Below are 20,681 nucleotides of genomic sequence, written 5' to 3'. Positions count from 1 at the left end.
CCGCGCCTCACCTAGTCGCTGCGGTATCGGGTGACGAATCGGCGCAGAATTTCGGGCGGCACCGTGATCGATTCGCGGTGGCCGAGTTCGGTGAGGTAGTCCGCTTCCTCCGGCGCGAAATACCCGGCGTGGCGATAGGCATCGATGCGGATCGCGAGGCCCTCGCCATCCAGTTCGGGGTGGAACTGGGTCGCGTACACGTTCTGCCCGGTCCGGATCATCTGCACCGGGCAGCCGGACGAGCCCGCCAGCAAGGTCGACTCCGGGGGCACCTCCTGGCAGGCCTCCTTGTGCCCGACGAAGGCGCGGAACAACTGCGGGAGATCACGCAGCAGCGGGTCGTCATCGGCGTGCTCGGTGAGCTCGATGGTCTGCGCGCCCGCTGTCTCGCCGTAGCGGTCGTCGCCGACCTTCCCGCCGAGCGCGTCGGCGAGAATGCCCAGCCCGTAGCAGGCGCCCAAATACGGGAAATCGCGGCCGATGATCTCGATCATCAGCTTCTTCAGCCGGGGCTCGAAGCGCTTCTGATAGTCGTACTTGTCGGCGTCGGGGCTGCTGACGTTGCTCGGCCCGCCACCGACGATGACCGCCGAATAGTCGTCCAGCTCGATATGCGGGAACTCCTCGTCCATCTGCACCCGCACCACATCGCCGGCGTCGAGCAGGCCGGCGCGCAGGATCGCGCGATACTCGTCGTCCGCCGCGGCACGCTCGGGCCGCAACTGCAAGAGCAAGCAGGGCTTGGCCATATACCGATTGTGCAAGATCGGTGGCCGCGAAAAGCGGTAATGCCCGGTCGATGGACGCATCGCGCGAAGACGCTGGTACGCCGACCCCAGTTTCGGTGGCCCACCTTTCCTCGTCTGTCCGCGACCATCGCCATCGATAGCGTCTCCGGCAGCGGCCACCCCTCGCCGCTCGAAAGGAATCTCTCGATGCGCAAGTACCTTCGCGCCGGCATGCTCACCGGCGCCATCCTGCTGGCCCCCTTGGCCACAGCCGTGCCCGCGTCGGCCATCCCGCTGGAGCCCCGCCGAACCGGCCCAGCAGTCCGAGCAGGTCGCCAATCCGGGCTGCCCCGGCGGCGCTCCGCACTGGGGCTGCCTGCTGAGCTCGCTGTCGGCGAGCGGTTCCGGCAAGTAGGAATCTCCGACGACCCCGGGGTCGGATGCCGAAACCCCTTCCGCTCGCCCGGAAGGGGTTTCTCGTTCCCAGGCGGCCCGATTCGCTCCGAACTGGTTGCGACGTAGGTCACATCCCGCTACCCTCCATTCATTCTGAGACGAATTGGTCTCAGATGCGGGCCCTACCCGCGGAATGTCGAGGAAGAATATGGACTCTCCGCTCGTATCCGTCGCCCTGCCGCTCGCTTTGGCGGTGATCATGTTCGGCCTCGGCTTGTCGCTGACGGTCGCGGACTTCACCCGGATCGCACGAAACCCGAAGACCGTCGCGATCGCGCTCACCTGTCAGCTGCTGGTGTTGCCGGTCGCCGCGTTCGGTTTGGTGCTGCTGTTCGATCTGCCGCCGATCCTCGCGGTCGGCATGATGCTGCTCGCCTCCTCGCCGGGCGGGACCACCGCGAACTTGTTCAGCCACCTGTTCCGCGGTGACGTCGCGCTCAATGTGTCGCTCACCGCGGTCAATTCGATCATCGCGGTGGTCACGGTGCCGCTGGCGACCAACTTCGCGATCGACTACTTCGAACCCGAGCAGGGCGCGGGCACCGTCGGCCTGCAATTCGGCAAGGTGGTCCAGGTGTTCGCCATCGTGCTGGTTCCGGTCGCGATCGGGATGGCCGTGCGGCGGCTGTCCACCGACTTCGCCGATCGCATGGATCGGCCGGTGCGCATCGGGTCCGCGCTGACGCTCCTGCTCGTCATCGTCGGCACCATGGCCGCCGAGCGGGACAACCTGGTCGACTACGCCCTGGACGTCGGCGCGGTCACGACGCTGTTCTGTCTCGTCAGCCTGACCGCGGGCTACTTCGTCCCCCGGTGGCTCGGCGTCGACGACCGCCAGGCCATCGCCTGCTCCATGGAGGTGGGCATCCACAACAGCACCATCGCGATCACCATCGCCATCAGCGTCCTCGACAGCACCGAAATGGCCGTACCCGCAGCCGTTTACGGCGTCCTGATGTTCCCGCTCGCGACCATCGTCGGCTGGCTCCTCACCCGACGCCAACCCCGCCCCGCCCTCGCCGAAACCGCCTGAGGCGCAAGGGAGCCAGGCCCTCATCGAACCGGGCCGGCGCCCGAAAACCGGCTCCGCCGACGACGATAGCTGTCCGCTCGTTCGTCCGCCGCCCTCCGCCGCAAACGAAGCGCGTCCACCCATCGGCAGACCGACGGCTGATCGACGTCCCAGCCGGGGTCACGGCCCGGTCGGACCACTGCGAAGTGATACGACGCAACTCGACCGCCGACGGCGCGAATTCACTCGCTCGGCTCGTCCTCCGCGCGTCACTCCTTCGGCACCCGCTCGCGGTCGATCTCGCGCTTTCGCGGCCGACGAGCGATCGGCAGATCGACGGCAATACGGTCGGCAGATCGTCGGCACTCGCTTCGGCAGATCGACGGCATACCTCTCGGCAAAACAACGCCCAAACCTTCGGCAGATCGACAGCAACCTTGTCGGCTCACTTGGAGCCAGACCATGGCTCCGCTTCATCACTACCGCGACCGAGACGGTTACGAAGTCGACGCTGTTCTCGAGGACGATGCCGGGCGGATCGTCGCCATAGAAGTCAAAGCAGCCGAGACAATTCGAACCGACGACTTCCGAGGCTTACGCGTGCTGCAACGTCGTTTGGGCGAACGTTTTCACGCCGGCTTCGTCCTCTACTGCGGTGACCAGCAACTTCCATTCGGCGACGGCCTGTCCTGCCTGCCGATCAGCGCAGTGTGGACCACCGGTCGAACATGAGTCCCGAGGTCACAGCCTGATCGCGCAAGGCGAAGTGATACGACGCAACTACCCGCCGGGCGACGCGAGTTCACTCGCTCAGCTCGTCCTCCACACGTGCCGGGCGAGACAGCCGCACCACGCCCGCGTCCAGATCCACGTCGACCCGCGGTTCGTACACCTGTCCATCGCTGTCCGCACTGCCCTCGTCGGTCAGCTTCTTACTCGGGAACAGCTCACCGATGACGCCCACACCTCCACGATAGCCCCGCGCCCCGGCTGACTAGACGTGGGCATTCCCCGCATCTCGAGATGTCATGCGTCCGTGGAGACTGCGATATCGGACTGCGCCGACTCCGGCTGTTTCGGCGCGGCGGGCACCCACCCGCGTAACGGCTGCACAATCGATCCGTAGAAGGTATCGGTCGCCGAGGTCACGCTGGCGATGAAACTAGCCGCCGTTCCGGATCGCCGGTTGCCCATCGGGAACGTCTGCTCCAACGAGAACGACACGATCACGCCCGATCGACCATCGGTCAGCACCTTCGGATTCGCACGGACCGTCGCGAGGTGCTCGCATGCTTCATTGCCGCGCTCCGAGAAGACGGCCTCGACTTGGACGTCCCCCGGTGCGTCCTCCAATTGCCTCAGCAGCCACGACATTCGTCGACCTGCCGATCCCTCGTTCGGCGCATCGAGAACGGTGCGGCAGCGAACCTTGTTCGTGCGTACGTCCGCGACCACGACCAGATCTCCCGCGGTGTCGGGAATGCGCAACACCGCTTCGAACGTTCCGTCCGCCGCCAGCCGCTCAGCGACCGCCGCGTTGCGGACAGCGGGCTCGGAGCGGTGCCGACGAGGCAAGACGTGCTTGACCGTGACGCCGAGCTCGGCGGTCAGCCGCAAGGCGAGGTGCCGCGACAACGAGACCCAGGTGTCGGCGACGGCCAATGCCTTCTGGTCGCCTGCTCGCAAGGTGCCTGCAGTCACGGCGTCACGCACCGACACCCAGTGTCGTCCCATGTCGACGAACTCGGCTGCCCCGGAACGCGGGTGGTCGAGGTAACGCAGGAACTCGCTCAGTATCCAGGCGTGCAGCTCGTTGTCGATGCCGCCGTGTGAGAGCAGCATTCGCGCCTCGTGAGCCACTTCCGCCCACGACAGATGCCGCAGGGCGACCTTGGCCAGCTTGCGCCGGTCGACTTCGACCGGAAGCTCGCCGGGACTTGCCGGGACATCGTTCGACAAGCTGACCACCGCGTCGTACTTCTTCTTGCGCGCCACATCGAGATAGCTCTCGAGCTGGTCACGCTTGAGCTTCCCGCTTCCGGTCTTGACCTCGAGCAGCGCGGTCCACACCCTGCCGCCTCGCGACACCCTCAGGACTGCGTCCGGGATGACCTTCGATTCGCCTCGTTCGTATTGCACCTCGACATACCCCTCGAAGGCGCCGACCGGAGCGCCCATCCTGGCGCACACCGCACGCGCGAACGGCCGGACGGCCTGCATCGCGGCAATCAGGGCCGATGTGGCGCGACGCTCCTGTTCCTCCCCAGCACCGACACCGACCACCGAGAACAGTCGGGCCGGTTGCCAGGTGTCCAACTCTGCCAGCTCGAACTCCATCGGCTTGGCCTTCTTGATGGCCCGCTTGGCTGTGCGCACGCCTCGCCTCACCCCGGAAGTCCGCCCGTTCGACGCAGGCGCCTGCTCAGCGCGGCTGACGGGATCGGCGACGATGGCGGATGGCACCGGTTCGCTCACGTTCGGCGCGTCCGGTTCCGCAGTGGCTGTTTCGTGTTCGGCGTCGTCGACGTCGACACCGAAGTCCTTTGCCAAACCTGCCAGACCGGATTCCCACCCTTGCCCGACCGCACGGACCTTCCACTCGCCCTCTCGGCGATAGATCTCCCCGAAGACGAAGGCCGACTCCGTGGTGGCGTCCGCAGTGACATACTCCGCCAGCGACAAGCCAGCAGCGTCAACCACCCGCAGCGCGAGTTTGCCCAGTTCCCCGAACGTTCCGGTGCCGACGCTGCCCGCGAGGGCAACCGTGTGGACGGTGTTCGGAACGGACGACAAGTCGATCGCGATCCGTGCCTGCGCGCCCTCCTCGGTTGCACTGGTACCGAGAAACCGTACCGAGCCGTCCTGCGATTCGGGCTGGTTGTAGAAGACGAAGTCGGCGTCGGAACCGACCTTCCGGCCTGCACCGAGCAACAGCGCAGACGCGTCGACCTCGACTTCCGATTCGGTCCATCCGATGACGACGTCGATGCGATCGACATCGTCCGGAAGCGGCACATTCTGGCCCTTGGACAGCATCGGAGATGTCACAGCTGAGAACCCCTCTTCGATTCGGCACACGCGATCACGGTCAGTCGGGTTCAGCCGGTCCAGATGCTGACCCCCATTGCATCGGCACCGCAATCGAGCGGCGACGCAGTGCTATTCGGCCGCAGCAGCTTGCTTGTTACACGCCTCACATTCGATAAGCGGCCGTATAACTGTCAGGACAGACGGTGTGCCCCAGCCTCGTCGTTCGGTCGGGCGTGCGGGAAACCCTTGTCCGCGGTGTGCCGGGCGGGCATAGAGTTCACCCATGACGAGCAACCCGTTCTTCGAGCGCAGTGCGCTGCCCTACGAGCTGCCGCCGTTCGCGGAGATCCGCGACGAGCATTATCTGCCCGCGTTCGAGCGGGGGATGGCGGAGCAGTTGGCCGAGATCGGGGCGATCACGGTGGACGGAGGGACGCCGACCTTCGCCGATACCGTTGTGGCGCTGGAACGTTCGGGTGCGCTGCTGACGCGGGTGCTGAATGTGTTCTTCAATGTCGTGAGCTCGGATTCGAGCGAGCGGATCGAGGCGATCGAGGCGGAGATCTCCCCGCGGCTGGCCGCGCACCGGGATGCCGTGTACCTCGATCCGAAGTTGTTCGCCAGGATCGACTCGCTGTATCAGCGGCGCGCGGAGCTGGGTCTGGAGGCCGAGGAAGCGCGACTGCTGGAGCAGTACCACATCCGGTTCGTCCGGGCGGGCGCGCGGCTGGACACCGAGGGGCAGGCCGGGTTGCGCGAGCTCAACGCGGAATTGGCCACGGCGGCAACCGAGTTCGGCCAGAACCTGCTTGCGGCGACAAACGCGGCGACGCTCGTGGTCGAGCACGAGGAGGAGCTGTCCGGTCTCGGGTCCGCAGCGGTGTCCGCCGCTGCCGAGAACGCCCGCTCGCTGGGCCGGGAGAACGCGTGGGCGCTGCCCCTCCAGAACGTCTCGAACCAGCCTGTTCTCGCTGAGCTCGCCGACCGCGACGTGCGACGCCGGATGCTGGCGGCCTCGCTCGGGCGCGGGTTCGGCCCGGACAGCCGCAACGCCGCCCTGGCCGTTCGCATCGCCGCCCTCCGGGCCGAGCGGGCGGCGCTGCTCGGCTACCCGGACCACGCGGCGTACGCGGTGGAGGACCAGACCGCGAAGACCGCGGGTGCGGTGGAGGACATGCTCGGGCGGCTGGTACCGCCTGCGATCGCCAATGCCGAACGGGAGGCGGCGGAGCTCACCGCGGCCATGCGCGCGGACGACGCGGACGCCGACCTGCGCGCATGGGATTGGCAGTTCGAGTCGGAAAAGCTCAGGGCGGAACGGTTTTCGCTGGACACCGAGGCGCTGCGCCCCTACTTCGAACTCGAGCGGGTGCTGCGCGACGGCGTCTTCTTCGCCGCCGAGCAGGTCTACGGAATCACCTTCGCGGAGCGCGACGATCTGGTGGGCTATCACCCGGAGGTCCGCGTCTTCGAGGTGTTCGACGCCGACGGCGGCGCGCTGGGACTCTTCCTCGCCGATTTCTTCGCCAGGCCGTCGAAGCGCGGCGGAGCGTGGATGAACGAGCTGGTCAGCCAGTCCCGGTTGCTCGGCACGCGGCCGGTGGTGGTCAACAACCTGAACATCGCGAAGCCACCCGAAGGTGCGCCCGCCTTGCTCACCTGGGACAACGTCCGGACGCTCTTCCACGAGTTCGGGCACGCCCTGCACGGCCTGTTCTCGGATGTTCGATTCCCCTTCTTCGCCGGGACCGAGGTGCCGCGCGACTTCGTCGAATTCCCCTCGCAGGTCAACGAGATGTGGATGAGCAGGCCGGAGGTGCTGGCCAATTACGCCAAGCACGTCGAGACGGGTGAGCCGATGCCCGCCGAGCTGGTCGAACGGATGGCGGCGGCCGGGCGATTCGGCGAGGGGTTCCGCACCGTCGAGTACCTGGCCGCGGCGCTGCTGGACTGGGCGTGGCACCGCGTCCCCGGTCCCGACGCGCTGACCGACGTCGACGCCGAGGCGTTCGAGGAGCAGGCGCTCGAGAAAGCGGGCGTGGCCATGGCGACGATCCCGCCGCGGTACCGGACCGGGTATTTCGCCCACATCTTCTCCGGCGGCTACGCGGCGGGCTATTACTCCTACATCTGGAGCGAGGTGTTGGACGCGGACACCGTGCGGTGGTTCGAGGACGGCGCAGCGCCCGTCCGCGAGAAAGGTGAGATCTTCCGGCGCGAACTGCTCTCCCGTGGCGGCTCGGTGGATCCGCTCACCGCCTTCGAGTCCTTCCGCGGACGCGCCCCCGAGATCGAACCGCTGCTGGCTCGCCGAGGCCTGGTGAGCTGACCTACCCGTGCCGACGGGGGCGGGCGCCCTTACCGAACACCACAAGATTCGGTGCACAACTGTACACTGAGTGACGCCAGGTCGGCGCCACGGCGAACCGTGGCGCACGCGGCGGTCATCGCCGCGATCGAGCGGGCACGATCGGCGCGCTCGGCGGACGCGAGTCCGCCCCGGGGGGATCACGGCGCCGACGGCCGGTCCCACGGTAGCGATGAGGTGTTGTGCACATGAGTTCACCAGAGCGAGTGACGATCTCGTACGCGTCGGCGGCGGAGATCGAGGGCAACTACCGGCGGTGGTGCGCCATGGCAGGCATGGGCGACACGCCACTGGGCGACTACGGCCAGGAGCTCGCGCAGGCGCAGCGGCGCGGCCTGCTCGCCTCCGGCATGGCGCCCTCGCGTGTCCGCGCGATCTCGGCGGCCGCGGGCCGGGGCGGGCTGACGGGCGCGGTCGCCGCGCGCAGCCTGGTCCTGGTCGCCCAGCGCGATCGCGAGGTCATCGGCGGGCTCTACGCGGGACCGGAAGCGTTTGTGGTGCAACGCCTCCAGCCCTGGGGAACCACCGCGCAGGCCCGCGCCCTCGTCGGCCTCATGAAGGTGGGCGTGCTCGCGGTGGAGCCGGAGTTCCGCAACGCGGGCGTCGGCGCGAAGCTGCTGCGCTGCGCCGCCGACCGCGCGGCCGCCGGACGCGTCCGGCTGATGTACGGCTCGTTCACCGCCGACGCCGATCTCGACGGATTCTGCGCCGACCGCGGCTTGCGCGTGCTCGGGCCGGGCGAAGGCATCGACCTCTCCCCCGTCGTCGGCGTCCCCGCGGATCTGGACCCGGCGAACGGCGAACGGCTCGCCGCCCTCGCGATCGGCGACGGTCCGCCCGTCGCGCTGTTCCGTGACGCGACCGACAACCGCGTGGCGGCCGAGCACCGACCGCCCTCCTCGGAGGGCGCACGCCGCCGCGCGTCCACCGGGAACCGCGCGCGCCGCCGGTCGTAGCGGACACGCGCGGCAGCACCGGCTTCAGACGTCGCCGACGCCGATGTGAATGCCTTCGGCCACACGGAAGAGGTCCACCACCGCGAGGATCTCTTCCAGGGTGGCCTCGGGGAGACCTTCGACGGTCTGGGCGAACCGGCGCAAGGCGCGGTCGGTGAATTTCGCGACGACCCCGGCATCGCCGCTCTGGCCGAGCAGTTCGCCGTCCGGACAGGGATGTGCGAGCATGTCCACTCCGTTCCGCCAGCGACGTTGCCGTGCAGTAGCTATCAACCGATGCTGCCGAGTATCGAGCGACGGCGCCGCGATGTCACTGGGCAATCGGAAGAAAGAAGGACGGAAAGTTGGTCACCTGGAACAATACGCCTCATCGGGGTCGGCTGGGAGGTATCCTCCGCGCTGGATTATGTGATTCTCGTTGTGGCGCAGCTTGTTTCGCGCACGGAATCGGAGTCATGGTGGTCAGCGGGGCCGGGCCGCTCCACCCGCAGGTCAGATCGCAAGTCGCGACGGTGGCCGCGCTGTGCGTGCCATCGTCGAAGACCGTGGTGACCAGATACGCGCGTGCGGGATAGTGGCAGCGCGGGCACGGGCCGTGGTCGCGTACTGCTGGGCCCGGGCCATGCCCGGTTGGATTTCCGCGACCAGACTCACGAGCCGGTCGGTCGACGGCGATCCGATCGAAGGCCACCCTCAGCATCTCGCCCTGCTCGTCCAACCCAGTGACGAGCGCCCTGGCCATTCGCCAGATCCGCAGCCTGGGTGATCAGCGCGCTGAGCGAGACACCGTCGCCTTGGACCGCCTGACCAGCGTCTCCGACAGCGAGTTCACCCTCGGGGCCGTCCGAGGCGACGAACCCGGAGTAGCACTGCACGAACGTCGAGAGCAGCACGAACACGGCCACTTTCAGCGCCGAGAACGCGACGTCGACGGGGTCGAGGAACTGGTGGAAGCAGTGGTCATAGGTGGCCAGCAGCGGAGCCAGCTCCCTCGTGGGGGCGAATCCCGAGATCGCGCCGGTCAACGGGCTCATGGTGAGCACGTCCAGGCAAGCTCACGTGACTGCGTCCCCTTCGTCGGAGCACACGGAAAGCCAGGCCACCGACTGGTTGGCGAGGTCTCCCGTGACTTACTCGGGCGTAGAAGTTGTTTCCTACGCGACCGTAGAAGTGTGACCCAGACAGTCACAATCGATCGGGTGTCGCGCCACCCTTTCGGCGCGATTTTCGTAGGGATCAGCAGTTCTTGTTACTAATTGACCGACGCGCGACTGAGACAGATGCTGCGACACTGCGCTCGGCCGTAAACCGAAACATGCTCGTGCCAGTTGGTCGGATTCGGCCGCGAAAACCCGAACCCGAACCGACCACCCGGTGTTAATGTGGTGGCCGTCACATCGCCGCACGGTGGCATGTGACCCGCGTGAAGGTGAACGGTTCTCTCCGGAAGCCCTGGGCAGCGGTTCGAGAGACCCAGGCGCACAACCGTTCACGCCACCACCGGTCACACCGGGGTGGCAGGAGCCCGTTCGGGGGACGGGCGAGGCGAAGCTGCCGATAGGGCAGCTCCAAGGTGGTAGCAAGTCGGCGCGTCCGGAGACACCAGCAGGTCGGCCCGTGTGGCCCTGCCGCCGGTGCGCGCCGTGGAGTGAGGTGTCCGAATGCTCGATACCCGACCCATTTCGACGAATTTCCCCGGTTCAGTCGGTCTTTTCCCGAACAAGTCATCGGCGATACCCGCGCAGGCCGCTGCGAACATAGCGCGCCTGCTGCCCAACCACCCCCTGGTCGGCATCACGGCCTGGGGCCTCGACGGCCTCGAAGTCGTCGGCTGGTCGAGTCGGCAGGCCGCGCAACTGGAGCAGGCCCTCGCCGACTTCCCGGATTCGCCTGGCATGGACGTCATCCGGACGCGCAAGAGGATGCTGATCACCGATCTGGCCGAGGAGACGCGCTGGCGCGACTACTGCGCCCACCTGCGCGAACTCGACATACGGTCGCTGTACTGTCATCCGCTCGTCTCGGACGGGCAGGTCCTCGGGCTGTTGAACCTGTACTCCCACCACACGAACGCTTTCCGCGCGCGGGGGTGACGCGGACGCGGGGAGGGGCGCACACCCCTCCCCGCGCTCCAGCTTCGCCCGGACTCTTAATCCGCTGAGCCGGTGACGAGCTCGATGACATCCATGAGGACTCCGAACACCGTAGTAACCAGATCGAGCACGGCGGAACCGAGGGTCATCGTGTCTCCTTTCCGTTTTCCGTGGGTACAACCGGACAAGCCTCGCATGCCGGGCGGTGATATCTCTCCGATGACACGCCAGTGCATGCTCCGATCCGTGCCACACGAAATTCGGATGCGCCGTCGCTATTTCCCTTCCGGACACCTTTAGTATGAAAACCGAAATACAGAGATTCCTGAGCCAGGCGCGAAAAATTATGTCGGCAGTCGGTCCAGGAGGCACGGTGACCATCTCGCACGGCCCTGCTCTACGTTCGATCTCCGCTGACGACAGCGGAATTCCTTCGGAAATGCCGACGTTCTCGTCGGCGCCGATTGCCAGATCGACGCTGATCGACCGACTCGACGCCTTCCTCACGGGCGACCAACTGCGGGTGCTGGTGGTTTGCGCGCCCGCCGGGAGCGGCAAGACCGTCCTGCTCGCCGACTGGGCGAGCCGGCTCCGGGCGCGGACGGCCCGGCGTCCGGCGCTCGGGTGGGTCTCGGTGTCCGAGCATCCCGAACCCGGTGCCGCACTGTGGCAGACGCTGCGCGACCAGCTGGGGCTGCCGAAACCGCCGCAACGCCCGTCCGTCCAGGCTCCCGGCTTCGACGCGGCACAGCTCGTCGAGACGCTGACCGCACGTGGAACACCGACCGTGATCGTCATCGATGACGCCCACCTCGTCACCGGACCGCTCGCCCTCGCCGGGCTGGAACACTTCCTGCTGCACGCGCCGCCGACGGTCACCACCGTGGTGTCCGGCCGCTTCGCCCCGCCGCTGCGCTGGCATCTGCTCGGGCTGACCGAGCGATCGACCCGCTGGGGCGCAACGGACCTCGCGATGTCCGGCGCGGAGATCGCCGCGCTGTGCCGCGAACACCACTGCGAACTCGACGAGTCCGAACTCGCCACGGTCCTCGACCTGACCCACGGGTGGGCCGCGCTCGTCCGCATCGCCGCGATGTACTTGGCCGCCAATCCCGACCGGTCCGCGGCGCTGGCCGTGCTGGCCCGGCCGCCGCGCGCCGTCTCCGACTTCCTGGTCGGCGAACTGATCGGCGCCCTGCCGCTGAACGTGCGATTGTTCCTGACCTACACCAGCGTTCCCGACTCGTTCACCGAGCGGCTGGCCGACGACCTGATCGGCGGCGGGTCCGCACTCACGCTGTACGAACTGGACCGGATGAACTTCCCGCTCACCTCGATCGCGCGCGGCGACGACATCTGGTTCACCTTCCACCCGATGCTCCGGGCGTACTTCCTCGCCGAGGTGAACCGCCTCGGCGCGCGGGCCCGTTCCGAACTGCACCTGCGGACCGCGAACGCGCTGCGCGCCGCCGGGCTGCCGCGTCACGCGCTGACGCATCTACTCGCCGTCGCCGATCCGCGGCACCTGCGCGAGTTCCTCGCCGAATGCGGGACGACGATGGTCCTCGACGGAGACGGCGCGGCGCTGTTCGGTGAGCTGCACCGCGCGCGGCCGAGCCTGCTCGACGACCCGTTCGTGTGGCTGTTGCGCGTCCTCGACGCGCTCTTCCACGGCAGCGCCGCCGACGCGCTGGCCTACCTGGATGTCGCGGGCTCGCGCCGGGACCGGCCCTCGTTCGTGCCCGCACACTGGATCGACGCGCTGACCCTCGCCGCGACGGTGGATGCCGCCGTCGCCACCGGATCGGTGTCGGGCGATCTCGCCATGGACGCCGCGCCGACCGGCAACCCCGATATCGATTGCTACCTGGCGATTCAGTCGGCCACCGCGATGGTGGTCGGCGGACAGCTCGACCGAGGCGAGGAGGTGCTGCTGCGCGGTCTCGCGCTGGCATCGCACACCGGCCATCCGCGCCTGGCGCTGCGCGCGCTCACCCGCCTCACCTTCATCGCCTGCGGACGCGAGGCCACCGCCTCGATGCGGGACAGGGCGGCCAAGGCGCTCGTCGTCGCCGCCGAGCACGACCTGAACGACACACCGGATGCGGCACAGGCGATGACGGCCGCAGGCGTGGCCGCCTACCTGCGCGGCGAGCAGCCCGATCGGGCGCACGTCGCGGCGGCGCTGACCCGTCACGCGGTGCAGGACGGGTCGGCGAGCCCGCTGGCCGGATGGCACGGTTACGTGATCGGACAACTACTGGCCGTCGATCAGGCCGCCGACAAGCGCGCCGCCATCGACGACCTGCGGCGCAGTACGCAGTTGCTGCTCGACAAGAACAGCGTGCCCGGCGTGACCGCCACCGTGATTCCGCACGTGGTGTGGGCCCTGCTGAGCGTGCACGAACCCTTGGCCGCGCAGCTGCTGGCCGAACGGGCACAGCAGTTGCTGGGCGACCTGCCCGACGTCGTCGTGGCCCGCGCCGCGGTGGCGGAGACGGCCGAGCACAGCCAGGCCGCGCTGGCGCTGCTCGAGCCCTTGCTCGAGTGCGCCGGCGCCGTGCGGCCGTCCACCCGGATCACCGGATGGTTGCTGTACTCGTCGGCACACCACAGCCTCGGCAACGGCGCGAAGGCGCACAGCGGTCTGGAGAACGCGTTGCGGGACGCCGCGGTCGATCACCTGGTCCGTCCCTTCCTCGACGTTCCGAACGCGATAGAACTGCTCGACGTGTACGCGGGCCGATTCGGTCGCCTCGACGCGTTCGGCGATATCGTCCGGCAGAATCGCAACGCCGCGAGGAACTCGACGCACCCGGCGCTGACCGAGGCCGAGATGACCGTGCTCAAACACCTTCCCTCGGGCCGGACCGCGCAACAGATCGCGGCCGACCTCGGCGTCTCGATCAATACCGTGAAAACGCATCTGCGGTCGATCTACGCGAAATTCGGCGCGAACTCCCGCGTCGCGGCGCTCGATTACGCCCGGCGCAGCGGCGTGCTCTGACCACGCGCGCTCGCCTTTCCGGAAATCTCATCCGCGGTGTGTGAGGTGAGCCACGCGCGCGGCGCGGCAGACTCGACCATCGCGCAACCACAGGGAGGAGAGCCATGCCGGTCCCGACCAGATACCAGTTCATCATCGACGGCGAGCTGTCCGACCGCGCCGTGGCCGCCTTCCCCGATCTCGATGCCGCGCCGTCCAGCAGCGGCACCACCTCGCTGTTCGGGCCGGTGTCCGATCCCACGGCGATGCGCGCCATTCTGGCCATGATCGACAATCTCGGCCTCACCCTGCTGGAGATGCGTCAGCTGCCGGATTGAACGGTCAGTGCTCGGCGTCCTCCTCACCGGATGCGCGGAACTGCGCGCGTTTCCAGTCGCCGTACGGTTCGTCGCGCTCGCGCACGGCCTCGCGGAATCCGACGGTGGCCGAGCGCAACTGGAAGGCGTAGCCCTCGCGGGTGTGCCGGGAGATGCCGTCGAACACGGTGCTGACCATGCCCGAATTGGCCACGCCTTGCGCGAGCAGCGCGCTGTTGAGCGCGAGCTTGGCCATGATGAGCTGGTTGACCGGCATCCGCGCGATGCGGGCGACCAGCGCCTCGGTGCGCTCGTCGAGTTCGTCGGCCGGGCACGATTCGACGGCGAGACCCCATTCGGCGGCCTGCTTGCCGCTGAGGCAGTCGCCGGTGAACAGCAGCCGCTTGGCGAGCTGGTCGCCGAGCCGGTGCGCCCACATGCCCGCCGCCGGGATGCCCCACACGCGGGTGGGCGGGTAGCCGATCTTGGTGTCGTCGGCGCAGATGATCTGGTCGGCGAACAGCGCGATGTCGGTGCCGCCCGCCACCGCGAAGCCGTGCAGCTTGGCCACGGTCGGTTTGTTCGCGTGCAGCAGGCTGGCGAAGCCGCGGTTGAAGCGGCTCATCATCTGGTAGTCGACCATCGGATCCCAGGTGCCCCAGGGATTGTGGTTGCGTGCCTGCACTGCCGGGTCGAGGACGGTGCCGTCGACCGGCGCCGCGCCGCCGTCGGGCGTGAAGCCGTTCTCCGCGAAGATCGACAGGTCGTAGCCGCCGCAGAAGCCCTTGCCGCGCCCGGACACCAGGATCACGTGCACGCGCGGATCGAGGTCGGCCCGCTCGACCGCCGCGGCGAGCTCGATCGGGGTGTCGGCGGTGATCGCGTTGCCGTGTTCGGGACGGTCGAAGGTGATGCGCGCGACCCGATCGGTGACCTCGTAGGTCAGTGTTCGGTACCTGATGTCGGACGGCGCCTGCTCCCGGTCGGCGAACAAGGAGTCCTTGCCTTCGGTCAGGCCTTCGTACCAGGCGGCCGGACGGGTGCCTGCGTGGTCGGTGTAGTCGGGCAACGGGAATTCCCTTCGAGGATCGGACGGGTGCGGGTCAGAACTTGGGCGTGACGCGTTCGATGATCGCCCCGGTGTCGAGTCCGTTGGGCAGGGTTCCGAACACATCGCCGCGATCGTGACCGAGCCTGCTGACGACGAACCCGTCGGCGACGGCCGGATGGCCGTAGCGCACCAGCAGCGAGGCCTGAAGTACCTGCGCCATCTCGCCGACGATGCGGCGGGCGCGGTACTGGATCGTGTCGAAGTCGGCGAATCGGCCGCGCAGGTCGTCGACCGCGGCATCGAGCCGGGCGTCCGCGCCGCGGGCCAACTCGACCTCGTCGAAGAAGACGCCGAGGGTCTCCGGCTGTTTGGCCAGCGCGCGCAGCGTATCGAGGGCGGCCACATTGCCCGAGCCCTCCCACACCGACATCAGCGGCGCCTCCCGGTACAGCCGCGGCATCCGCGATTCCTCGACGTACCCGTTGCCGCCGAGGCATTCCAGCGCTTCGGCCGCGTGCATCGGCCCGCGCTTGCACACGTAGTACTTGCTGACCGCCAAGGCGATCCGGCGAAGCCGATCGGCGGTCTCGTCGCCGGAGACGGCCCGGTCGGTCACCTCGGCGAGCCACAGCCCGACGGTGGTCGCGCCCTCGGCCTCCAGCGCCAGGTCGGCGAGGACGTTGCGCATCAGCGGCTGGTCGATCAGGTGCGCGCCGAAAGCACGGCGGTGGGTGGCGTGGTGCACGGCCATGGCGACGCCCGCGCGCATACCGGAGGCCGAGCCGAGCGTGCAGTCGAGCCGGGTCAGGTTCACCATCTCGATGATGGTCGGCACGCCGCGGCCCTCCTCGCCGACCAGCCAGCCGACGGTGTCGTCGTACTCGACCTCGCTGCTCGCGTTGGAGTGGTTGCCGAGTTTGTCCTTCAGCCGCTGGAGATTGAACGTGTTGCGGGTGCCGTCGGGCAGCACGCGCGGGACGAAGAAGCACGACAGTCCGCCCGGCGCTTGCGCCAGCACCAGGAAGAGGTCCGACATGGGCGCCGAAGTGAACCACTTGTGCCCGGTGAGGCGGTACGTGCCGTCCGCGACCGGCACGGCGGTCGTCGTGTTCGCGCGGACGTCCGAGCCGCCCTGCTTCTCGGTCATCGACATGCCAGCGATAAGACCGCGTTTGGTCGACGGCACCCGCAGGCCGGGATCGTATTCCTTGGCCACGAGCAGCGGTTCGTACTGCGCCGCGAGTTCGGCGTTGGCGCGCAGCGCGGGCACTACGGCGTAGGTCATCGAGATCGGGCACCCGTGCCCGGCGTCGACCTGGCTCCACACGCTCATCTTCGCGGCGCGGACCAGGTGCGGGCTCGGACCGCTGTCGGCCCACGGCGCGCCGTGCAGGCCGAAGCCCACCGCGTACTCCATCAGCCGGTGATAGCTCGGGTCGTATTCGACCTCGTCGATCCGATGCCCGTAGCGGTCGTGCGTCCGCAGCACCGGCGGGTGCGCCTCCGCGAGGTCGCCGAGCGCCTGGGCTTCGGCGCTGCCCGCCAGCCTCCCGACCGACCGCACGTCCTCGATGGCCCGCTCGGCCCCCGCCCTGCGCAGCGCCTCCAGAATCGCCGGCTGCTCGGCCGCGTCGAAATCCACCAACGGCGGAACCTGATTCGTCACCACATGCGTCGCCATCGCACCCCGTCCTCCAACTCGACTATTACAACCCTGCGTCACGCGCCACAACTTTGCAATACCCTGCCGCTGCCACACCCGTCCACACGCCTCACACAGGCGGTGGCTGTGCGAGGCGTGCACGAGATGTGCGGGAACCGGAAGTGGTTAGCATCGGGGCATGGATTCGCGTGGGACGCCGGTGCGCAAGCTCACCGCGCGGTCGGCGATCCTGAGCGCGCTGCTCGGCGCGCATCCCGCCGAGGCGCCGGTGAGCTGGATCGTGCGGGTGGCGGTCGGGCTCGGGCTCCAGGAGTCGGCGGTGCGCGCGGCGCTGACCAGGATGGTGGCGGGCGGCGATCTGGAGCGCCGCGACAGCGCCTACCGCCTCGCGCCGCGGCTGATCGAACGCCAGCACCGCCAGGACGAGGCCATGCACCCGCCCACCGGCGCATGGGACGGCACTTGGCGGCTGGCCATCGTCACCGTCGGTGCGGACGACTCCACCGACCGGGCTGCTTTCCGGGAAATGTTGCGCGCCAAGAAGTTCGGCGAGTTGCGCGAGGGCGTGTGGACTCGCCCGGACAATCTCGGCACCGAGTTCCCCGCCGGCGCGGCACGCCGCCTGACCGCGTTCACCGGCCATCCCGGTGAACCGGACGGCGAACTGGCCGAACGGCTTTTCCGGCCGGACGCCTGGGCCGAGAACGCCCGGTTACTGTTGTCCGCGATGGCGCAGGCGGAATTCATCGGCGACCGTTTCGAAGTCGCCGCCGCGACCGTGCGCCACATCCTCAACGACCCGATGCTGCCCGCCGAGCTCCTGCCCCCGCACTGGCCGGGCCGCGAACTTCGCGCGTCCTATGTGAATTTCCGCGCGGAGTTCGCCGAGTTCGCCGAGGCGCTGATGGGGAGCGCCGTGCCACGGCAGCGATAGGGCGCCGATCCTCAGACGACTTACGGCTCTGCACGGCAGCGACACCGAAAGGCGCAGCGCCACGGCGCCGAAAGGGGGCCGCACCGAGACACCGATGCACGCCGGCGCCGGGACAGCGCGGGGCCGAGGCCACAGACAAGCGCCGCGCCGGGTATCGCCAGACGCTCGCCCAAGGCATTGGCATACGCATCCCGATCGAGCGCGAGTGCAGACGGTACGTCGGCTACGTGCGCGACCGGCGGGCTCGCCGGGCTGCCTCACAGTACCCAGCCTGGCATGCTTGGCTGGTGGGTACCGGGGAGATCACGGTCGAGTTCGCGGCCGAGCTGACGTTGTTCGTCGCCGCGGGGCTGCGCGGGGGTCCGTCGACCGTGCGCGTCGACGGGGTGTCGACCGTGGGGCACGTGGTCGAGTCACTCGGGACGCCGCTCACCGAGGTGGGAGCGTTGGTGGTGAACGACGAGACGGTGGGACCCGCGTACGTGCCCGTCCACGGGGATTCGCTCGCGGTGCTGGCGGTGACGCGTCCGCAGCGGATGCCCGAGCCGGTGCGCTTCCTGCTCGACATCCACCTGGGCACCTTGGCGCGGCGGCTGCGCCTGCTCGGCATCGACGCCGCCTACGAGAACCCCGACATCGGGGACGCCGCCCTGGCCACGCGCTCGGCGGCCGAGCGCCGGATCCTGCTCTCCCGCGATCGCGGACTGCTACGGCGACGCGAAATCTACTCGGGCGCCTACGTTTACAGCCACAAGCCCGCCGAACAACTCGACGACGTGCTCTCCCGCTTCGTACCCGGCCTCGCCCCGTGGACGCGATGCACCACCTGCAACGGCCTGTTGCGCGAGGCCGACAAGGCGGACATGCGCGGGCGGCTGCCCGACCAGACCGAACAGACCTACGACACCTTCGCGCAGTGCGTCGACTGCGGCCAAACCTATTGGAAGGGCGCGCATCACGCCCGGCTCGACGCGATCGTCGCGCACACGCGGCGGAAGTTCGGTTCCTGATCGCGGCCTCACATCACGGCGGCCTCGCCGCGGTAGTCCTCTCCGGCGATCAGCAGGTCCCGCAGTCGCGCCGCGGGGTCGAGCTCGATGCCGAGCGCGCGCAGCCGGTGGTCGATCAGCAGCCACGCCTCGGCGGTGAGCTGGTCGACCAGCGCCTCCCTCGTGCTCTCCCGATGCGTGAGCCACCAGCGCACGGAGGCGTCGATCAACCCGAGCAGCGCGATGATGAGCCGCTCCGCCGCGGCCCGGTCCGAACCGAAGCGCGGAATGTATCGCGTTGCGGCGGTGAAGATCTCGGAGGCGAAGGCGCTGCCGCCGATGCGCGGCTCCTCGTTGCCGCTGCGGTAGTTGCGCTCCACGAGGAAGCGATACAGATTCGGATGCTCCCCCGCCCAGGCGACGTGTTCGGCGATGGGAGCGCGGATGACGTCGATCGGCGTGCCGTCGACGTCGAAGGTGGCCCGAATGCGGGCGGTGAGTTCCGCGTGCGCGTGGCGCGCGACCGCGCGGTCGAGTTCCTCTTTGCCCGCGATGTGCCGGTAGACGTGCGTGCGCACCAGTCCGGCACGGTCGGCGATCTGCCCGATCGAGGCGTCGGGTCCGTGTTCCTCGATCGCCGCGACGGCCGCCGCCACCAACGCGCGGCGGCGTTCGACGCCGCCCGGTCCCCGCGCGCCCGAGCGGCGGGTTTCGGCGGTGTCGGTCCAGCGCTGTCGTCCCACGCGGCTCACCGTATCCGACGTCCTCGGCGCTCGAAGTTCCGTCTTGTCCCAGCGCACCCGATGGTACACACTGTACCCGTAAATACTGGTCACAAGTATCGCCAGTAGTACACCGAGCCTAAGGAGTCTCGATGGCCGCCTACCGGTCGTGTTGGATGAACGACGACCTGGACGCGCTGCGCGAACTCGCGCGCGCCTTCTTCGAGAAGGAAGTCGCGCCGAACGTCGACAAGTACATCGCCCAGCACCACGTCGATCGCGACCTGTGGAACAAGGCCGGCGAACTCGGCCTGCTCTGCCTGTCCATCCCGGAGGAGTACGGCGGTGGCGGCGGCACCTTCGCGCACGAGGCCGTGCTGATCGAGGAGCAGGCCAGGGTGGTCGACACCGCGTGGGGCCAGAGCCTGCACAACGGCATCGTCGCGCACTACCTGCTCGCCTACGGCACCGAGGAGCAGAAGCGGCACTGGCTGCCGAAGATGGCCAGCGGCGAGGTGGTCGGCGCGATCGCGATGACCGAGCCCGGCACCGGCTCCGACCTGCAGAGCGTCAAGACCAAGGCGGTCCGCGACGGCGACGAGTACGTCGTCAACGGCTCCAAGACCTTCATCACCAACGGCGCCCAGGCCGACCTGATCATCGTCGTGGTCAAGACCGACACCACCCAGGGCGCGGCGGGCATCAGCCTCGTGCTCGTGGAGGCGGACCGGCCCGGTTTCCGGCGCGGCCGGGTGCTGGACAAGATCGGCCAGAAGGGCCAGGACACCTCCGAGCTGTTCTTCGAGGACGTGCGCATCCCGGTCGCCAACCTGCTCGGCACGCAGGAGGGTCAGGGCTTCATCCAGCTCATGCAGCAGCTGCCGCAGGAGCGCCTGATCATCGCGGTGGGCTCGGTGGCGGGCATGGAGACCGCGCTGGAGCACACGCTGCGCTATGTCAAGGAGCGCGAGGCGTTCGGCCGCACGGTCTTCGGCTTCCAGAACACCAAGTTCAAGCTGGCCGAGGTCGCCACCGAGGCGAAGATCGCGCGCGTCTTCACCGACGACTGCATCGCCAAGCACATCGTTGGCGAACTCGACATCCCGACCGTGGCCATGGCGAAGTGGTGGACCACCGAGCGCGCCATGTCGGTGGCCAGCGAATGCCTCCAGCTGCACGGCGGATACGGGTACATGAGCGAATACCCGATCTCGCGCATGTGGGTCGACAACCGGGTGCAGATGATCTACGCGGGCACCAACGAGATCATGAAGGAGATCATCGCAAGGTCGCTGTGAGCGAAGTCCGTTGTGCCACCTGGCCTCTACTGCGGCACAACGGTATTCGACACTGCCGCGCCCGATCCGGCCTCGGCA

18 protein-coding genes are annotated in these 20,681 nt (G+C 68.4%); 10 read left to right on the top strand and 8 right to left on the bottom strand.

The features are described 5' to 3' along the window. Positions 1 to 11: 11 nt before the first annotated feature. On the bottom strand, positions 12 to 749 hold the full coding sequence (locus AC3ERS_RS00775; RefSeq protein WP_431962378.1) for a glutamine amidotransferase: 738 nt from the start codon (positions 747 to 749) through the stop codon (positions 12 to 14). A gap of 583 nt (positions 750 to 1,332) precedes the next feature. Between AC3ERS_RS00775 and AC3ERS_RS00770 the strand changes: the two genes are divergently transcribed. Both AC3ERS_RS00770 and AC3ERS_RS00765 read left to right on the top strand, forming a co-directional pair. Continuing rightward, positions 1,333 to 2,217: a bile acid:sodium symporter family protein gene (locus tag AC3ERS_RS00770; RefSeq protein WP_431962376.1), complete on the top strand. Its 885-nt coding sequence runs from the start codon at positions 1,333 to 1,335 to the stop codon at positions 2,215 to 2,217. A gap of 219 nt (positions 2,218 to 2,436) precedes the next feature. Further along, positions 2,437 to 2,928, top strand: coding sequence for a DUF4143 domain-containing protein (locus tag AC3ERS_RS00765; RefSeq protein WP_488186835.1), 492 nt, complete (start codon positions 2,437 to 2,439; stop codon positions 2,926 to 2,928). 70 nt (positions 2,929 to 2,998) lie between these two features. On the opposite strand, the gene AC3ERS_RS00760 is transcribed toward AC3ERS_RS00765, so the two are convergent. Further along, positions 2,999 to 3,160, bottom strand: coding sequence for a hypothetical protein (locus AC3ERS_RS00760; protein WP_431962372.1), 162 nt, complete (start codon positions 3,158 to 3,160; stop codon positions 2,999 to 3,001). Between the two features lie 62 nt (positions 3,161 to 3,222). Continuing rightward, positions 3,223 to 5,244 (bottom strand): TerD family protein, encoded by a 2,022-nt coding sequence (locus tag AC3ERS_RS00755; RefSeq protein WP_431962370.1) that lies wholly within the window; start codon positions 5,242 to 5,244, stop codon positions 3,223 to 3,225. A 265-nt stretch (positions 5,245 to 5,509) separates the two neighbouring features. Here AC3ERS_RS00755 and AC3ERS_RS00750 point away from each other — a divergent pair, with 265 nt between their 5' ends. Together AC3ERS_RS00750 and AC3ERS_RS00745 are read left to right on the top strand one after the other, a co-directional pair. Next, positions 5,510 to 7,555, top strand: coding sequence for a M3 family metallopeptidase (locus AC3ERS_RS00750; protein ID WP_431962368.1), 2,046 nt, complete (start codon positions 5,510 to 5,512; stop codon positions 7,553 to 7,555). A gap of 227 nt (positions 7,556 to 7,782) precedes the next feature. Next, positions 7,783 to 8,550 (top strand): GNAT family N-acetyltransferase, encoded by a 768-nt coding sequence (locus tag AC3ERS_RS00745; protein ID WP_431962366.1) that lies wholly within the window; start codon positions 7,783 to 7,785, stop codon positions 8,548 to 8,550. Between the two features lie 24 nt (positions 8,551 to 8,574). Here AC3ERS_RS00745 and AC3ERS_RS00740 read toward each other — a convergent pair whose 3' ends face one another. After that, positions 8,575 to 8,778 carry a hypothetical protein gene (locus AC3ERS_RS00740; protein WP_431962364.1) on the bottom strand — a complete coding sequence of 68 codons (204 nt, stop codon included), beginning with the start codon at positions 8,776 to 8,778 and terminating at the stop codon, positions 8,575 to 8,577. Positions 8,779 to 9,200: 422 nt separating this feature from the next. Next, on the bottom strand, positions 9,201 to 9,584 hold the full coding sequence (locus tag AC3ERS_RS00735) for an ABC transporter permease (protein ID WP_431962362.1): 384 nt from the start codon (positions 9,582 to 9,584) through the stop codon (positions 9,201 to 9,203). 627 nt (positions 9,585 to 10,211) lie between these two features. Here AC3ERS_RS00735 and AC3ERS_RS00730 point away from each other — a divergent pair. The 3 genes from AC3ERS_RS00730 (at position 10,212) to AC3ERS_RS00720 (ending at position 13,967) form a co-directional block, all read left to right on the top strand. Further along, positions 10,212 to 10,643: a GAF domain-containing protein gene (locus AC3ERS_RS00730; protein WP_431962360.1), complete on the top strand. Its 432-nt coding sequence runs from the start codon at positions 10,212 to 10,214 to the stop codon at positions 10,641 to 10,643. 373 nt (positions 10,644 to 11,016) lie between these two features. Beyond that, positions 11,017 to 13,650: a LuxR C-terminal-related transcriptional regulator gene (locus AC3ERS_RS00725; RefSeq protein WP_488186830.1), complete on the top strand. Its 2,634-nt coding sequence runs from the start codon at positions 11,017 to 11,019 to the stop codon at positions 13,648 to 13,650. A gap of 104 nt (positions 13,651 to 13,754) precedes the next feature. Beyond that, a complete protein-coding gene (locus AC3ERS_RS00720; RefSeq protein ID WP_431962356.1) occupies positions 13,755 to 13,967 on the top strand; it encodes a hypothetical protein in 213 nt (70 codons plus the stop codon). Positions 13,968 to 13,971: 4 nt separating this feature from the next. Here AC3ERS_RS00720 and AC3ERS_RS00715 read toward each other — a convergent pair whose 3' ends face one another. Next, complete coding sequence (locus tag AC3ERS_RS00715) at positions 13,972 to 15,015, bottom strand: crotonase/enoyl-CoA hydratase family protein (protein ID WP_431962354.1); 1,044 nt, start codon at positions 15,013 to 15,015, stop codon at positions 13,972 to 13,974. A 34-nt stretch (positions 15,016 to 15,049) separates the two neighbouring features. Then, the gene (locus AC3ERS_RS00710) at positions 15,050 to 16,678 is read right to left on the bottom strand and encodes an acyl-CoA dehydrogenase family protein (protein WP_431962352.1); all 1,629 of its coding nucleotides are present in this window, start codon (positions 16,676 to 16,678) and stop codon (positions 15,050 to 15,052) included. Positions 16,679 to 16,838: 160 nt separating this feature from the next. Between AC3ERS_RS00710 and AC3ERS_RS00705 the strand changes: the two genes are divergently transcribed. Together AC3ERS_RS00705 and AC3ERS_RS00700 are read left to right on the top strand one after the other, a co-directional pair. Next, entirely contained in the window at positions 16,839 to 17,594 is a 756-nt protein-coding gene (locus AC3ERS_RS00705; RefSeq protein WP_431962350.1) for a PaaX family transcriptional regulator C-terminal domain-containing protein, read from the top strand. A 287-nt stretch (positions 17,595 to 17,881) separates the two neighbouring features. After that, on the top strand, positions 17,882 to 18,604 hold the full coding sequence (locus AC3ERS_RS00700; protein ID WP_431962348.1) for a Mut7-C RNAse domain-containing protein: 723 nt from the start codon (positions 17,882 to 17,884) through the stop codon (positions 18,602 to 18,604). Between the two features lie 8 nt (positions 18,605 to 18,612). Here the strand turns inward: AC3ERS_RS00700 and AC3ERS_RS00695 are convergent, their stop codons facing one another. Continuing rightward, positions 18,613 to 19,326, bottom strand: coding sequence for a TetR/AcrR family transcriptional regulator (locus AC3ERS_RS00695; protein WP_431962346.1), 714 nt, complete (start codon positions 19,324 to 19,326; stop codon positions 18,613 to 18,615). Between the two features lie 131 nt (positions 19,327 to 19,457). Between AC3ERS_RS00695 and AC3ERS_RS00690 the strand changes: the two genes are divergently transcribed. Next, on the top strand, positions 19,458 to 20,603 hold the full coding sequence (locus tag AC3ERS_RS00690) for an acyl-CoA dehydrogenase family protein (RefSeq protein WP_431962344.1): 1,146 nt from the start codon (positions 19,458 to 19,460) through the stop codon (positions 20,601 to 20,603). Positions 20,604 to 20,681: the final 78 nt, after the last annotated feature.

The organism is Nocardia sp. bgisy134, from assembly GCF_057708325.1.
This window is presented reverse-complemented; position numbering and strand designations above follow the sequence as displayed.

Coding starts and splice junctions, on each gene's coding strand:
- AC3ERS_RS00775 (WP_431962378.1), bottom strand. CDS start 749: ATGGCCAAGCCCTGCTTGCTCTTGCAGTTGCGGCCCGAGCGTGCCGCG.
- AC3ERS_RS00770 (WP_431962376.1), top strand. CDS start 1,333: ATGGACTCTCCGCTCGTATCCGTCGCCCTGCCGCTCGCTTTGGCGGTG.
- AC3ERS_RS00750 (WP_431962368.1), top strand. CDS start 5,510: ATGACGAGCAACCCGTTCTTCGAGCGCAGTGCGCTGCCCTACGAGCTG.
- AC3ERS_RS00745 (WP_431962366.1), top strand. CDS start 7,783: ATGAGTTCACCAGAGCGAGTGACGATCTCGTACGCGTCGGCGGCGGAG.
- AC3ERS_RS00740 (WP_431962364.1), bottom strand. CDS start 8,778: ATGCTCGCACATCCCTGTCCGGACGGCGAACTGCTCGGCCAGAGCGGC.
- AC3ERS_RS00735 (WP_431962362.1), bottom strand. CDS start 9,584: ATGAGCCCGTTGACCGGCGCGATCTCGGGATTCGCCCCCACGAGGGAG.
- AC3ERS_RS00730 (WP_431962360.1), top strand. CDS start 10,212: ATGCTCGATACCCGACCCATTTCGACGAATTTCCCCGGTTCAGTCGGT.
- AC3ERS_RS00720 (WP_431962356.1), top strand. CDS start 13,755: ATGCCGGTCCCGACCAGATACCAGTTCATCATCGACGGCGAGCTGTCC.
- AC3ERS_RS00710 (WP_431962352.1), bottom strand. CDS start 16,678: ATGGCGACGCATGTGGTGACGAATCAGGTTCCGCCGTTGGTGGATTTC.
- AC3ERS_RS00705 (WP_431962350.1), top strand. CDS start 16,839: ATGGATTCGCGTGGGACGCCGGTGCGCAAGCTCACCGCGCGGTCGGCG.
- AC3ERS_RS00690 (WP_431962344.1), top strand. CDS start 19,458: ATGGCCGCCTACCGGTCGTGTTGGATGAACGACGACCTGGACGCGCTG.